Origin of the sequence: Streptomyces sp. PA03-3a (assembly GCF_033792735.1) — a bacterium.
GTDB lineage: Bacteria > Actinomycetota > Actinomycetes > Streptomycetales > Streptomycetaceae > Actinacidiphila.
On sequence record NZ_JARAVM010000017.1, the window covers coordinates 1 to 15,472 of the forward strand.

Here is a 15,472-nt window from a genome sequence, read left to right on the forward strand (position 1 = left end):
CCGGTGCAGATGTCGCAATCCACACCGAGCCAGAAGGCCCTCACCCATTTCAAGATCCCTCAGCCGAGAGATCCGTCACCAACCTCTGTGGACAGAACACCTAGGGCGTCCAGCAGGATCCTTCGTGAGACGCGCAGACGCGAGCCCCCCTGACCGCCCTCGAGACGCTGGCGGGCGACCCACTCTCCCAGCCGGACGTCCCCCTCCACGTGACTCTCTACGGGACACGCGTGGCCCTCGCGGGAACGGAACCTCTGGAGCGCGTCGATGCCCGTGGACCACTCCGGTTCCTTGAGGTCCTTCGCCAGTGCGCCGACCAGATTGCCGACACCGCTGCGCTGTGCCTCCCGCAGCATCGTGGACAACGCGACCTCGGGCCGCCAGGCCGGATACCGAAGCAGGAGCCGCAAGAGCGGGAGCGCCATCGCCTCGAGCTGACGCACACGTTCGCGGGTAACCCCGAGCTCGGCTCCGATGACGTCAAGGGTGGCCGGTTCCTCGCCGTCCAGCCCCAAACGGCGGGACACGACGAGCCCGTAACGATCGGGGAGGAGGGCGACGAGTTCGCGCACCTGCTGGTTGCCCATCGATTCCAGCACTGCGGCTTCCACCGAAGGCAGAGCGGTACGGATTTCCAGCAGTTCTCCAAGGTGGGTGCCGTCGCCGATGATGCGGTCGAGGGAGTCGGTCGGCCGGCTCAGCTTGAGGATCTCCTCCACCTTGCTGACCGGCAGATCGCAGGCCACAGCGAGGTCCGCCGCCCGCCGGGGCTTGCCGGCCGCCTGGAGCGCGCGTTCGGCGTACGCGACCTGGCGCATCAGCTCGTGGAAGTGGACGGGGACACGGATGGCTCTTCCCTCGTTTGCGATGGCCCGGCTGACGGCCTGCCGCACCCACCAGGTCGCGTAGGTCGAGAACTTGTTGCCGTGGAGCGGGTCGAACTTGCGCGACGCCGCCATGAGGCCGAGCACCGCGTGCTGGAACACGTCTTCGTAGTCCAGGCCCTGATCCAGGTAACCGCGGGCGATGGAGTGCGCGAGGCCCTGGTTGTGCAGGATCAGACAGTCGCGCGCCCGGCGGCGGAGGTCCGTTGCGGGCAGTTCACCCAGTTCCTCGCGAGTCGGCTCGACGGCGATGCGGTCGGTACCGCCGCGAACGAGCACGACAAGCCCTACTTCTTCGGCCGCCGTAAGGATCCGCTTGGCGGGTTGTCCCGTGAACCGGTCCTCGTTCATGACCGCCATGGCCGCGGCTATGGCGGCCGCGAGGTCGCCGACGGGGCCGGTGATCGAGACCGCGGGCGAGGCCGGTCCCGCATCGGCGGCCTCCCGCTCGCGTGCGCCTCCGGTACGGGCACTTGGCGCGCCCTGTAGCACGCGGTATCGCGCCTCGGCACTCGCCTTCAGCGCCTCGGTCTCGTCAGGCGTCAACCCGGTCAGGCGGGCGACCCCGAAGACCGCGGGTGCGGTCACCGTGCCGTTGTCCGCGTAACGGGTCAGCAGGTCAAAGGCGGTGCGGACGCGCGGTCGAACTGTGTGATCCGGTTGCGAAAGTTCCGTGTGCGGACGTACAACCTTCTTCACATGTCGTGTGTCTGGGGAGGGTGAGAGCTGGACTGCCTGAGGTTGGATGCGCAACCCCATGCGGGCCAGTTCGGCGAGCAGTCGAGCCCGCGAGGCGTCGTCCAGGGGCAATTCCGACGTCGCCGCCTCGAAAGCGGCGGTGGGGACGACGCCGTCGTGGGTGACTGCTTGCTGAAGGTTGCGGTACAGGACGGCGAGTGAGGCCTTGAGGTCCACTGTGACCCGACTTTCAGGCGGACGACGCGAGTGAGTGTCCGTGAAGCGCGCACGCTCCACGTGACGAACCTGACGATAGACCTGGTGCGTTGACAATGTAAACGCCCGAGGGGTCTGGTTCGTAACGCCCTCCACGTGTACGCTTCCTTCGCTGTGTCAGATCGCGTGCCGCGTCGCCGACGTTCTTCATGTCGGGCGTGGGCGGCGGCGTCGCGCCTGGGGGGGCGCACATGTGGTGGGCAGAGGAGGGGCAGTGGAACGTGGCACGGTCGCGGGACGGTTCCGGCTTCGGGGGCCGATCGACTCCGGCAACATGGGGGAGGTGCACCGCGCCGAGGACCTGCAGGTGCCTGAGGGTGAGGCAGGCCGCCTCGTCGCGGTCAAGCTCATCCTCCGTCACCGCTCCGGTGAGATCGTCAACACCCGGGACGACGCCAAGGCCGTCGAGCGCTTCGCCCGCGAAGTGCGCATCATGCGCCGCCTCCAGCACCCGAACGTCGCCCGCATCATCGAAGGCGGCGTGGACACCGACGGGGAGGTGGGCCGTCCCTACCTGGCGATGGAACTCCTCGACGGAGACACGCTGGGAGACCTCATCGACGAGGAATCACAGCTCCCCATCTCCTGGGCCGCCGCGATCGGCGCGCAGATCGCGGACGGCCTCGCCCACACCCACGCCGCCGGGGTCGTCCACCGCGACCTCAAGCCGCGCAACGTCATGCTCTCTCGTGGCGGAGTCGTCAAGGTCCTCGACTTCGGCATGGGACGCATCGCCGACGACCCGGACGACGCCAGGATCACCAGTACCGGAGTCGCCGTCGGGACCGCTCGCTACATGGCGCCGGAGCAGTTCAAGGCCGGCCTCGTCACGCTGGCCGCCGACCTGTACGCCCTCGGCTGCGTGCTTTACGAGATGCTCACCGGCGTCCCGCCGTTCACCGGTGAGAACCGCTATGAGCTCAGAGACAAGCACGTCAGCGACAATCCGACCCCGATACGTCTGATACGCCAGGAAGTTCCCACGGAACTCGCCCGGCTCGTCGACCGCCTGCTGGCCAAGGACCCCGCCCACCGCCCCGCCGACGCCGCCACGGTCCGCGACTCGCTCCTGCCGCTCGCCACGTCCGACGGTGGGCCTGGAGCCCTCCCGACCTGGGCGGCTCTTGACCCCGTGAAGGGTCTCAAGGTTCTGCGGGCCGCCCAGGCGACGGCGTCCGCCTCAGCCCAGGCCGGCAGTGAAGTGCGGGCCGAGCAGCCTGCCGACGACGGAGTCGACCTCGGAACGGCCGGCCCCGGCATGGACGTCTTCAATGTCCACCGCACGCTCATCAAGGACTACCGGGCCTTCACCGAGGGTGGAACCGTCATCCGCGACGAGCTCGTCAGGCGCTTCGTGGAGAAGGACCTGAACGCCAAGTCCCAGTGGCCCGATCCCTGGCTCTCCCTCAACCCCTTCTTCGCCGGCGGCGGCACCGTGCTGGAACTGGCGGGCCAGAAGGTCCTCCACGACGAGTGCGCCAGGATCTTCCAGGCGAAGAAGACCGAGGGCGGCACCGTCTGCGACGGCCGCCCGCTCACCCTCCACCAGCACCAGCGCGAGGCCATCGACGCCGCCAAGGCCGGAGCCTCGTACGTCCTCACCACCGGTACCGGTTCCGGAAAGTCGCTGTCCTACATCGTCCCGATCGTCGACCGGGTCCTGCGGGAACGGGACGCCGAAGGCCCCAAGGCGCAGAAGAGGGTCCGCGCGATCATCGTCTACCCGATGAACGCGCTCGCCAACAGCCAGCTGAAGGAACTCGAGAAGTATCTGCGCGACGGCTATGGCGCCGGCCGCGAGCCTGTCACCTTCGCCCGCTACACGGGTCAGGAGAACGACGAGCGCCGCAAGGAGATCCGCGACAACCCGCCGGACATCCTGCTCACCAACTACGTGATGCTCGAGCTGATGCTCACGCGCCCCGACGACCGGCGCTCGCTCATCAAGATGGCCCGTGGCCTGGAGTTCCTGGTCTTCGACGAACTCCACACCTACCGCGGCCGCCAGGGCGCCGACGTGGCCCTGCTCATCCGCCGGGTCCGCGAGGCCTGCCGCGCGAACGAGCTCCAGTGCATCGGGACCTCCGCCACCATGTCGACGGAGGGCACCGTCGACGACCAGAAGAAGGTCGTCGCCGAAGTCGCCACCACGCTCTTCGGCACGCCCGTCCGCCCCGAGCACGTCATCGGAGAGACCCTCGTACGGGCCACCGATCCCGCACCCAACACCGTGCCCGCCGCGCGCCTGCACACCTCGGCCGCGCCCCGCGCGTACGCGGAGCTCGTCCGCGACCCGCTCGCCCGCTGGATCGAGACCCGGTTCGGCCTCGCCACCGACGAGACGACGGGCCGGCTGGTCAGGCAGCGCCCCGCCAAGATCGAGGCCGCCGCGATGGACCTGGCCGAGCAGTCCGGCGTCGACGAGGAGCAGTGCGCCGCAGCGATCCGCGCCACGCTGGAAGCCGGCTCTCAGGTCCGCCACCCCGTCACCGAGCGGCCGCTGTTCGCCTTCCGCCTGCACCAGTTCCTCTCCAAGGGCGACACGGTCTACGTGACCCTGGAGGACAAGGCGACCCGCCATCTTACCCGCTCCTACCAGCTCGAACAGCCCGGCAGCGGCGGCAAGCTGTTGATGCCGCTCGCGTTCTGCCGCGAGTGCGGCCAGGAGTACGTCACCGTGTGGAGGGACGAGAAGGACGGTGACGTCCGCTACGAGGCGCGCCGCGACACGTCCGCGACCGGCGGCCGGCAGGGCGACGGCTACCTCTACATCGACCACGATCGCCCGTGGCCCGCCAACCCGCAGTACGCCGTCGACGACCGCCGCCTGCCCGAGTCCTGGCTGGAGCTCGACGCCGGCGGTCAGGAGGTCGTCAAGAAGTCCTACCGCGACCGGGTGCCGCGCGCCGTGACCGTCGACCCGCACGGCTACGAGGGCCGGGGCGAACTCCAGGCCGCGTTCATCCCGTCGCCGTTCCTCTTCTGCCTCCACTGCGGTGTTGCCTACGAGCAGACCAGGGGCAGGGACTTCGCGAAGCTGGCCACCCTAGACCAGGAGGGACGCTCCTCGGCGACCTCCCTCATCTCCGCCTCCGTGGTGCGCTCCCTGAAGTCCGTGCCCGAGGAGGCACTGGACAAGGAGGCCCGCAAGCTCCTCACCTTCGTCGACAACCGGCAGGACGCCTCGCTGCAGGCCGGGCACTTCAACGACTTCGTCCAGATCACGCAGCTGCGCGGCGCCTTGTACCGGGCGGCGCTGGACAGCGGTGAGGACGGCCTGCACCACGAGGAGCTCGCGTCCTCCGTCACGAACGTGATCGGCCTGGCTCCCGTCGACTACACCGGCGAGAGCGACCTCGCGCCGTCACTGGCGCGCAACGCGGCGAAGACCCTCCGCGATGTCATCGCCTTCCGGCTCTACCTCGACCTGGAACGCGGCTGGCGCATCACCATGCCCAACCTGGAGCAGACCGGCCTCCTCGAGATCGACTACGAGGACCTGGAATGGGTGGCCGGTGCCCAGGACCGCTGGAACGCCGCCCACGAGACCCTGCGCGACGCCGACCCGGCCCTGCGCGCCGAGGTGACGAAGGCGCTGCTCAACGAGATGCGCAGGGCCCTGGCCATCGACGTCTCCTACTTCCGCGAGGATTTCGACGCGCTCCAGAGGGCGAGCGAGGAACGCCTCGTCGACCCCTGGGTGCTCTCCGCCGCCGACAAGCCACGCATCGGCACCGCCTACCCGCATCCCTCCCGGCCGGGACTGGACCGCTCGAGCCTGTTCCTCTCGGCACGCGGCAAGTTCGGGAAGTACCTGGAGCGGGCGGACCAGTCCTTCAAGAAGATCGGCAAGGACGACTTGCAGCTCGTGATCGAGGATCTGCTGAAGGTCCTCGCCAAGGCCGGCCTCGTCAAGGAGGTCACCGAGGCCCCGCAGCGCGCCGGCCGCTACCACCGGCAGACGGGCCCCGCCGTCACCGGCTACCGGGTAGCCGCGCAGTCGCTGATCTGGCGCGCCGGCAAGGGCGAGACAGGCGCCCACGACCCGCTGACGCGCACCTACCAGAGCGGCGACGGCCCCCGCGTCAACAGCTTCTTCCGCGATCTGTACCAGAGCGCGGCGGCCGAACTGGCCGGACTTTTCGCCCGGGAGCACACCGCGCAGGTGGCACCGGAGGAGCGTGAACGCCGCGAGGAGGCCTTCCGCAAGGCCGAGCTGAAACTGCTGTACTGCTCGCCGACGATGGAACTCGGCGTCGACATCTCCTCGTTGAACGCGGTGATGATGCGCAACGTCCCGCCCACGCCGGCCAACTACGCCCAGCGCAGCGGCCGCGCCGGCCGCAGCGGCCAGCCCGCCCTCGTCACCACGTACTGCGCGACGGGCAACAGCCACGACCAGTACTACTTCCGCCGCTCCGAGCGCATGGTCGCGGGCGCGGTCGCACCGCCGCGCCTGGACCTCGCCAACGAGGACCTCGTCCTCTCCCACCTCCAGGGCATCTGGATCGCCGAGGCCGGACTGAAACTGGGCCGCGCGATACCCGGGGTCCTCGACGTCTCGTACCCGGACACGGGTGAGCGGCCCCAGCCGGAGCTCAAGCTGCTGCCGGACATCCTCGCCGCCTCCCTCGACGTCGACGCCCAGCACCGCACCGTCGACTCGGCGCTGCGGGTGCTCGCCCCGCTGCTGCCGAGGTTCGCCGAGACCACGTGGTGGTACGACGACTGGATCCAGGACCGGGTGCGGACCGTACCCGAGAGGTTCGACCGGGCCTTCGACCGGTGGCGCGACCTGTTCCGGGCGGCGCTCGACGACCAGTACATCCAGAACAAGCGCCGGCTCGACTACAGCCTGACCGAAGGCGACCGCAACCGGGCCAACGCACGTCGCCGCGAGGCCGAGACCCAGATCAACCTGCTGATGAACGAGAGCGCCGACAGCAAGTCGGTCCTCTCCGACTTCAACCCCTACCGCTACCTGGCCTCCGAGGGCTTCCTGCCCGGCTACTCCTTCCCGCGCCTGCCGCTCGCCGCGTACATCCCGACGACCGGCCGACGCCGCGGCGAGGGCGACTACCTCCAGCGGCCCCGCTTCCTCGCCATCCGCGAGTTCGGTCCCGGCGCCCTGATCTACCACGAGGGCGCCCGCTACCAGGTGACCCGCATCCAGCTCCCGCCGGACGCCTCCGGCGACCTCGCCACCACCGAGGCCCGCCGCTGCGCGAGCTGCGGCTACCACCACGATCCCAAGGAGCGCGCCGACCGCTGCGAGATGTGCGGCGAGCCGCTCGGCTCGGCCACGTACGGCCTGCTGCACCTGCACACCGTCTACACCACCCGCCGCGAGCGGATCTCCTCCGACGAGGAGGAGCGCCGCCGCGCCGGCTTCCGGCTGGAGACCTCGTACCGCTTCCAGGACCACGGCACCCGCAAGGGCCGTCAGGACGCGGCGATCTCCGACGCCGACGGCAAGCCGCTGGCGGAAGTGGCCTACGGCGACTCGGCGACCGTCCGCATCACCAACACCGGACGCGTCCGCGCGAAGAAGGACGAGCCCGCGGGCTACTGGCTCGACCTGGGCGACGGACGCTGGATGAACGACAAGGACGCGGCGGAGGCGTCCGGCGACAGCAGCGAGATGCCCCGCGTCGACGCCGACGGCAACGAGAAGCGGCGCAAGAAGCGCGTCATCCCGTACGTCGAGGACCGCCGCAACATCCTCGTCGTCACGCTCGACGAGCCGCTGCCCGAAACGATCGCGCTGTCCCTGATGTACGCCCTGGAGCGCGGCATCGAGGCCGCGTTCGAGCTGGAGGACTCCGAGCTCAGCAGCGAACTGCTCCCGCCGGACGACGGCCCGCGCGGCCGCATCCTCTTCACCGAGGCCGCCGAGGGCGGCGCGGGCGTGCTCCGCCGGCTCCAGTCGGAGAAGGACGCGCTTGCCAAGGCAGCCCTCCAGGCACTCGCCATCTGCCACTTCGACGAGGACGGCAACGACCTCGGCGGCCCGCACCCGGACCGGCCGTGCGCCCGCGGCTGCTACGAGTGCCTGCTGACCTACGGCAACCAGCTCGACCACGCCCAGATCGACCGCCACACCGTCAAACACCTGCTGCTGCGCCTGGCCACGGCGACGGCGAAGCGCGACAAGCGCGGCGAGTCCCGGACCGAGCAGTTCAAGCGGCTGCTGGAGCAGACCTCCGGCACGGCCACCCCGCCCGAGGTCGCGCTCGGCGAGGCCATCGCCCAGGACGACCTGCTGACCTGGCTCAAGGCCAAGGGCCTGCGCCTTCCCGACGACGGCGAGACGCTGATCACCGAGGCGAACGCCCAGGCCGACTACGTGTACCGGCTGGGGAGCGGCAACCTTGCCGTCTTCGTCGACCTGCCCGGCACCGAGATGACGGCGCTGCGCGACGACGACGCGGAGGAACGACTGCTCGACGCCGGCTGGGACGTCGTCCGCTTCCCGCACGACGCCGACTGGGACGCCATCGCAGCCGAGCGCCCCCGCGCCTTCGGCACCACAGCCCACTGACGCCCGCTCACCGCAAGGACCTGAGGACTCACATGGCAATCACGTACTCCGCCGGCTCCCTGGTGACGGCACGCGGACGCGAATGGGTGGTGCTGCCGGAAAGCGCCCCCGACATGCTGGTGCTCCGCCCCCTCGGCGGCTCCGACGACGACATCGCCGCCGTCTTCCCGACCTTCGAGGAGGTCAAGGGCGCCCAGTTCGCCCCGCCCGAGCCCTCGGACCTGGGCGACCAACGCGCCGCGGGCCTGCTGCGCACCGCCCTGCGCATCGGATTCCGCTCCGGTGCGGGCCCCTTCCGCTCCCTCGCAGGCATCGCGGTGGAACCCCGCGCGTACCAGCTCGTCCCGCTGCTGATGGCGCTGCGCCAGCCGACCGTTCGCATGCTCATCTCCGACGACGTCGGCATCGGCAAGACGGTCGAAGCGGGTCTCATCGCGAGCGAGCTGCTGGCCCAGGGCGAGGCGACCGGCCTCGCCGTCCTCTGCTCCCCGGCCCTCGCCGAGCAGTGGCAGGCCGAACTGCGCACCAAGTTCGGCATCGACGCCGAACTCGTCCTCGCCTCCACGGTCACGCGGCTGGAACGCGGCCTGGACCTCGGCCAGTCCCTCTTCGACCGGTACCCGCACGTCATCGTCTCCACGGACTTCATCAAGTCCACCCGCCACCGCGACGACTTCGTACGCCACTGCCCCGACCTCGTGATCGTCGACGAGGCGCACACCTGCGTCGCGTCCGACGACACCTCCGCCGGCGCCCAGAACCAGCTGCGCTACGAACTCCTCAAGCGCGTCTCCGCGGCCCCGGACCGCCACCTGCTGCTGGTCACCGCGACGCCCCACTCCGGCAAGGAGTCCGCGTTCCGCAACCTGCTCGGCCTCGTCAGGCCCGAGCTGGCCCACGTCGACCTCGACACGGACGCGGGCCGGGCGCTCCTCGCCCGGCACTTCGTGGCGCGCAAGCGGGCCGACGTACGCCAGTACCTGACCAAGGGCGACGGGCTCAGCGACGACAGCCTCGCCGAGAAGACCGCGTTCCCCTCGGACCGGTACTTCAAGGACGAGACCTACAAGCTCGCCCCCGCCTACCGGGCCCTGCTCGACGACGCCATCGCCTACGCGAGCGACCGCGTCGAGGCCGCCGGCTCCCAGGGCAGGCGCGAGGCCCGCATCGCCTGGTGGTCGGCGATCGCCCTGCTGCGCTCGCTGGTCTCCTCGCCGCGCGCCGCCGCACAGACCCTGCGTACCCGCTCGGTCGCCGCCGTCGCCGCCTCCGCGGAGGAGGCCGACCGCCTCGGCGCCCCGCTGACCAGCGACTCCGCGGACAGCGACGCACTGGAGGGCATGGATGTGGCCCCCGGCGCCGAGACCGAGGAGCACGCGGGATCCCGGCTCGCGGAACTGGCAGCGCGCGCCGCCGAGCTGGAGGGCCCCGAGCAGGACCTGAAGCTGAAGGCCCTCATCAAGCACCTCAAGGCGCTGCTCGCCGACGGACACAACCCGATCGTCTTCTGCCGCTACATCCCGACCGCCGAATACCTCGCCGACCAGCTCGCCAACGACCCGGAGAGCAAGAAGCGCGGGCCGCTCGGCGCGAAGACCGTCGTCAAGGCCGTCACCGGCACCCTCTCCCCGCAGCAGCGCATCCAGCGCATCGAAGAGCTGGCGGCCGAGGCGGGGGAGGAGGCCGCCGCCCGCCGCGTCCTGATCGCCACCGACTGCCTCTCCGAGGGCGTCAACCTCCAGCACCACTTCGACGCCGTCATCCACTACGACCTCGCCTGGAACCCGACCCGCCACGACCAGCGCGAGGGCCGCGTCGACCGCTACGGCCAGAAGAAGGACCAGGTCCGCGTCATCACCCTCTACGGCGAGGACAACGGCATCGACGGCAAGGTCCTGGAAGTCCTCATCAAGAAGCACCGCCAGATCAAGAAGGACCTCGGCATCTCCGTCTCCGTGCCCGACGAGATGTCCACCGGCGTCACCGACGCCATCGTCGAGTGGCTGCTGCTGCGCGGACGTCGGGGCGAGCAGGAGGCGCTGTTCGGCTCCGACGCCTTCCAGCAGAGCTTCGCCGACCTGGAACAGGACTGGAACTCCGCCGCCGAACGCGAGAAGGCCTCCCGCTCCCGTTTCGCCCAGCGCTCCATCCACCCCGAGGAGGTCGCCCGCGAGGTCGCCTCGGTGCGCGAGGCACTGGGCAGCGCCGGAGAGATCGCCACGTTCGTGCGCGACTCCCTGAACGCCCTCGGCGGCGTGCTGCGCGCCACCGGCCAGGACTTCACCGCGGAGGTGGGCGGCACCCCGGCTGGGCTGCGCGACGCGCTCGCCCCGGTCGTCGGCGCGGAGGTCATCGAGAAGGACCGCCCCATCCCCTTCCGGTCCGACCCCGCCGTGGCCCGCGGCGAAGCCGCCCTCGTCCGCACGGACCCGGTCGTCGGCGCCCTCGCCGGCCACGTCCTGAACGCGGCGTTGGACACCCAGGCCGACGGCGGCCGCCCGGCCCGCCGCTGCGGCGTCATCACGACGGACGCGGTCACCACCCGCACCACGCTGCTGCTCGTGCGCTACCGCTTCCACCTGACACTCCCGTCGCGCAGCGGCGAGAAGCAGATCGTGGCGGAGGACGCCCGCCTGCTCGCCTTCCGCGGCTCCCCGAAGAACGCGCAGTGGCTGTCGCAGGAGGCGGCCGTTGCCCTGCTCGACGCCACCGCCACCGCCAACACCGACCCGGACTTCGGCGAACGGACCATGAGCCGCATCCTCGGCCAGCTCCCCGATGTGGCCGCCCACCTGGAGTCCTACGGCGACGAGCTCGCGGCCGGCCTCAACGAGTCCCACCGCCGCGTCCGCAAGGCCGCCGACGAGATCGTCCGGGGCCTGCGCGTCACCGCCCAGAAGCCCGCGGACATCCTCGGCGCCTACGTCTACCTGCCCGCCGCCGTGTCCGGAGAGGCCGCCTGATGTCCGCCACCACCCGCAACCAGGTCTTCTCCGCCGTCCACACGGTCGGCGCCCTGCTGCCCGTCGACATGCTCGTCCGCATCAGCGAGGGCAAGGACGTCCCCGGCTCCAAGCCGGCCGACTACGGCCTGCCCACCTCCCGCTCGGTCCGCGACGAGGCCGAACGCAGCTGGGAGTACCTCAAGCCCCTCTGGCGCGACCTGCGAAAGCGCCTCCCCGAGAACCCGGCGACCGGCGCCCCGGCGAGCGACCCCACCGGCATCGCCGGCAACGACTGGCTGGCGCCCCTGTGGCGGGAACTCGGCTACGGCCCGCTCACGCCCATGGGCCAGACCGGCATCGCGGCCGACTCCGACCCGGACAAGACCTTCGCCGTCTCCCACCGCTGGCGGCACGTCCTCATCCACCAGCCGGCTTGGAACGCCGACCTGGACCGGCGGCCGGGCGGCGCGGGAACCGTTCCGCCGCAGTCCATGCTCCAGGAGTGCCTGAACCGCACCGAGGCCCACCTGTGGGGCGTCCTCACCAACGGCCGCCAGATGCGCCTGCTGCGCGACTCCAGCGCGCTCGCCACCGCCTCCTACGTCGAGTTCGACCTCGAAGCCATCTTCGACGGCGAGCTGTTCAGCGAGTTCGTGCTGCTCTACCGGCTCCTGCACGTCTCCCGCTTCGAGGTGGACGAGGACGCCGCGCCCTCCGCGTGCCGGCTGGAGAAGTGGCGCACCGAGGCCATCGCCTCCGGCACCCGCGCCCTGGACCAGCTCCGCAAGGGCGTCCAGACCGCCATCACCACGCTGGGCACGGGCTTCCTCAAGCACCCCGACAACCGCGAGCTGCGCGCCCACATCGACGCGGCGCCGCAGAACGTCAAGACCTTCCACTACGCCCTGCTGCGCCTGGTCTACCGGCTCCTGTTCCTGTTCGTCGCCGAGGACCGCGACGTCCTGCTGTCCCCCGACGCGGACCCCGCCGCCAAGGAGCGGTACGCCGCGTACTTCTCCTCCGCCCGCCTGCGCCGCCACGCCCAGCGCCGCCGCGGCACGGCCCACGGCGACCTGTACCAGGCGCTGCGCTTCGTCCTGTCGGGCCTCGGCAACGACGACGGCCGCCCCGAACTCGGCCTGCCCGCGCTGGGCGGCATCTTCGACGACATCGAGGCCGACAAGCTGCTGCACGCCCTGGCCCTTTCCAACGAGCCGCTGCTCGACGCGGTGCGCGCCCTGTCGGTCGTCCGCGACGCCACCTCCCGCCGGAACCGGGTGGTCGACTACCGCCACCTGGACGCGGAGGAACTGGGCTCCATCTACGAGTCCCTGCTGGAGCTCGTCCCCAAGCACAATGCGTCCGACCGCACCTTCGAGCTCGTCGAGCTGGCCGGCAACGCCCGCAAGACGACGGGCTCGTACTACACGCCGTCCTCGCTGATCGACTGCCTGCTCGACTCCGCGCTCGACCCGGTGATCGACGACGCGGTCAAGCGCGGCGAGATCCGCGCGACGCGTTCCGGACAACCGGACGCCCGAAAGGCCATCGAGGACGAGCTGCTGTCCCTGACGGTCTGCGACCCGGCCTGCGGCTCCGGGCACTTCCTCGTCGCCGCGGCCCGGCGCATCGCCAAGCGGGTCGCCGCCGTGCGCGAGCAGAACCCCGAGCCGACGATCGACGCCGTACGCCACGCCCTCCACGAGGTCGTCGCCCGCTGCATCTACGGCGTGGACCTCAACCCGATGGCGGTTGAGCTGGCGAAGGTGTCGCTGTGGCTGGAGGCCCTGGAGCCGGGCAAGCCCCTGGGCTTCCTCGACGCCCACATCAAGCACGGCAACGCACTGCTGGGCGCCACGCCGGCGCTGCTGGCGGACGGCATACCCGACGACGCGTTCAAGCCGATCGAGGGCGACGACAAGAAGATCGCCACGGCCCTGAAGAAGCGCAACGCGACCGAGCGCGGCGGCCAGCTCAGCTTCACCACCGACGACCGCATCTGGGTCTCCAACGCCTCCTTCGCGGCCACTGTGCGCGACATCACCGGCGCCACCGTGGACACGCTGCGCGACGTCCGCCTCCAGTCCAGCCGCTTCCGCGACCTGGAGCAGTCCGCGGAATACCTCCACGCGCTGAACATCGCCGATGCCTGGTGCGCGGCCTTCGTGTGGCCCAAGGTCCAGGGCGCGCCGACCCCGGTGACGGAAGGCGTCTTCCGCGACCTCCAGAACCCGGGCGAGGGCATACCGGCGACGACGCGGGACGAGATCGTCCGCATCGCGAAGCAGTACAACTTCTTCCACTGGCACTTGGAGTTTCCCGACATCTTCCGGGTCCCCGAGACGGCGGACGCGACCGTCGAGCCCTCGGTCGGCTGGGCCGGCGGCTTCTCGTGCGTGCTGGGCAACCCGCCGTGGGAGCGCATCAAGCTCCAGGAGCAGGAGTTCTTCGCCCAGCGCGACGAGGCTATTGCCACCGCCCCGAACGCCGCCGCCCGCAAGAAGCTCATCGCGGCCCTGCCGACAACGAACCCGGATCTCTTCGCCGAGTTCACGGCAGCAAAACGTCAAGCGGATGGCGAGAGCCAGCTCCTGCGCCTAGGTGGGCGCTACCCGCTTACTGGTCGGGGCGACATTAATACGTATGCAGTCTTCGCAGAAACTGCCAGTCGGGTCGTTACAGAGAGGGGGCGTTCTGGTCTCGTCTTGCCTATCGGCATTGGCACAGATGCCACGACCGCTCCTTTCTTCTCGGACCTAGTCAAAAGTGAGCGCCTTGTCTCATATCTTGGGTTTGAGAATGAAGGCTACATTCTTAGTCGGGATGTCCATCATGCGGTCAATTTTTGCCTATTGACAATGGCCGGCCGGGGAGAGAGGATTCCGCAGGCCTTCTTCTCGTCGAAAGTTCGTTACATGGATGAGCTGCCGGAACGTAGATTTGTGATGAGTCGGGAGGATATCCTACTTGTCAATCCCAATACGGGGTCGAGTCCGATGTTCCGTACCCGTCGCGACGCGGATACTACCCTCGGGATCTATCGCCGCATCCCGGTGCTCATTAAGGAGAACTGCTCCAACGGTAACCCCTGGAGCCTGTCCTTCTTGAGCATGTTTCACATGTCGAACGACTCAAGCCTGTTCCGCACCCGAGACCAACTCGAAAGAGAAGGTTGGACCCTTGCCGGCAACGTCTTCACCCGCGATGCCGCCCACATGCTTCCACTTTACGAAGCGAAGATGCTCCACCATTACGACCACAGGCTTGGGACCTATGAGGGGCAGACGGTAGCCCAGGCCAATATGGGCACTCTGCCCCGATTGACTCCACAGCAGCAGAATGACCCAAAGGTCGCCGCCATTCCTCGCTATTGGGTTGCGAAGCCCGAAGTCGAAGCTCGGTTGGCGCGAAAATCTTGGGGCCGCGAGTGGCTCGTGGGGTTTCGTAACATCACCAACACAACTAATGAGCGGTCAATTATCCCGTTTGCCCTTCCTCGCGCTGCTGTCGGGCACAGTACGCCACTCATGTTTGGGGAAAACCTTCACCTATTGATGGCCGCTCTTGCGACATTTGTCGCAGATTATGTATTGCGGCAAAAGCTTGGGGGGACGAACCTCACTTTCAACTATCTTGGGCAGGTCCCGCTGCCTGGGCCCGTATCGCTTGCAGCGCACTCTCGACTCATTACGCCTCGCGTTCTTGAACTCACGTATATCGCCGAGGATATGCAGTCATTTGCCCGGGATCTGGGTGACACCGGTGCTCCCTTCCGGTGGAGCGACGACCGCCGCGCGGTCATCCGGGCCGAGCTGGACGCTCTCTTCTTCCACCTCTATGGCATCGTCCGCGAGGACGTGGACTACATCCTCGAAACCTTCCCCATCGTCAAGCGCAAGGACGAGGCTAAGTACGGCTCCTACCGCACCAAGGAGCTGATCCTTGACCTCTACGACCGCATGACCGCAGCCGGCGTCTCCCTCGAAACCCCGCTCGTCGACGGCGAGAACTTCGCCTCGGCCCTTACTCCGCCCCCCGGGCACGGTCCGCGTCACCCCGCCCGAAGCTGATCCGACCGAGCTCCCGGGCGCCGCCAACCGCCCGGGAGGCCGGTGCCTTACCGGTCACTCGGCCCATGGGCCGTCATC

4 protein-coding genes are annotated in these 15,472 nt (G+C 69.4%); 3 read left to right on the top strand and 1 reads right to left on the bottom strand.

Annotated elements, in window-relative coordinates; genetic code table 11:
- Positions 1–59 precede the first annotated feature (59 nt).
- Complete coding sequence (locus tag PV342_RS21145; protein ID WP_500318352.1) at positions 60–1,799, bottom strand: sigma-70 family RNA polymerase sigma factor; 1,740 nt, start codon at positions 1,797–1,799, stop codon at positions 60–62.
- Between the two features lie 313 nt (positions 1,800–2,112).
- Between PV342_RS21145 and PV342_RS21150 the strand changes: the two genes are divergently transcribed.
- The 3 genes from PV342_RS21150 to PV342_RS21160 are packed head-to-tail and all read left to right on the top strand — an operon-like array spanning position 2,113 to position 15,394.
- A complete protein-coding gene (locus tag PV342_RS21150) occupies positions 2,113–8,379 on the top strand; it encodes a protein kinase domain-containing protein (RefSeq protein WP_500318447.1) in 6,267 nt (2,088 codons plus the stop codon).
- Positions 8,380–8,411: 32 nt separating this feature from the next.
- Positions 8,412–11,342 carry a DUF8741 domain-containing protein gene (locus tag PV342_RS21155; protein ID WP_500318353.1) on the top strand — a complete coding sequence of 977 codons (2,931 nt, stop codon included), beginning with the start codon at positions 8,412–8,414 and terminating at the stop codon, positions 11,340–11,342.
- Positions 11,342–15,394, top strand: coding sequence for an Eco57I restriction-modification methylase domain-containing protein (locus PV342_RS21160; RefSeq protein WP_500318354.1), 4,053 nt, complete (start codon positions 11,342–11,344; stop codon positions 15,392–15,394). The genes PV342_RS21155 and PV342_RS21160 overlap by 1 nt, the downstream gene beginning before the upstream one ends.
- Positions 15,395–15,472: the final 78 nt, after the last annotated feature.

Coding starts and splice junctions, on each gene's coding strand:
- PV342_RS21150 (WP_500318447.1), top strand. CDS start 2,113: ATGGGGGAGGTGCACCGCGCCGAGGACCTGCAGGTGCCTGAGGGTGAG.
- PV342_RS21155 (WP_500318353.1), top strand. CDS start 8,412: ATGGCAATCACGTACTCCGCCGGCTCCCTGGTGACGGCACGCGGACGC.
- PV342_RS21160 (WP_500318354.1), top strand. CDS start 11,342: ATGTCCGCCACCACCCGCAACCAGGTCTTCTCCGCCGTCCACACGGTC.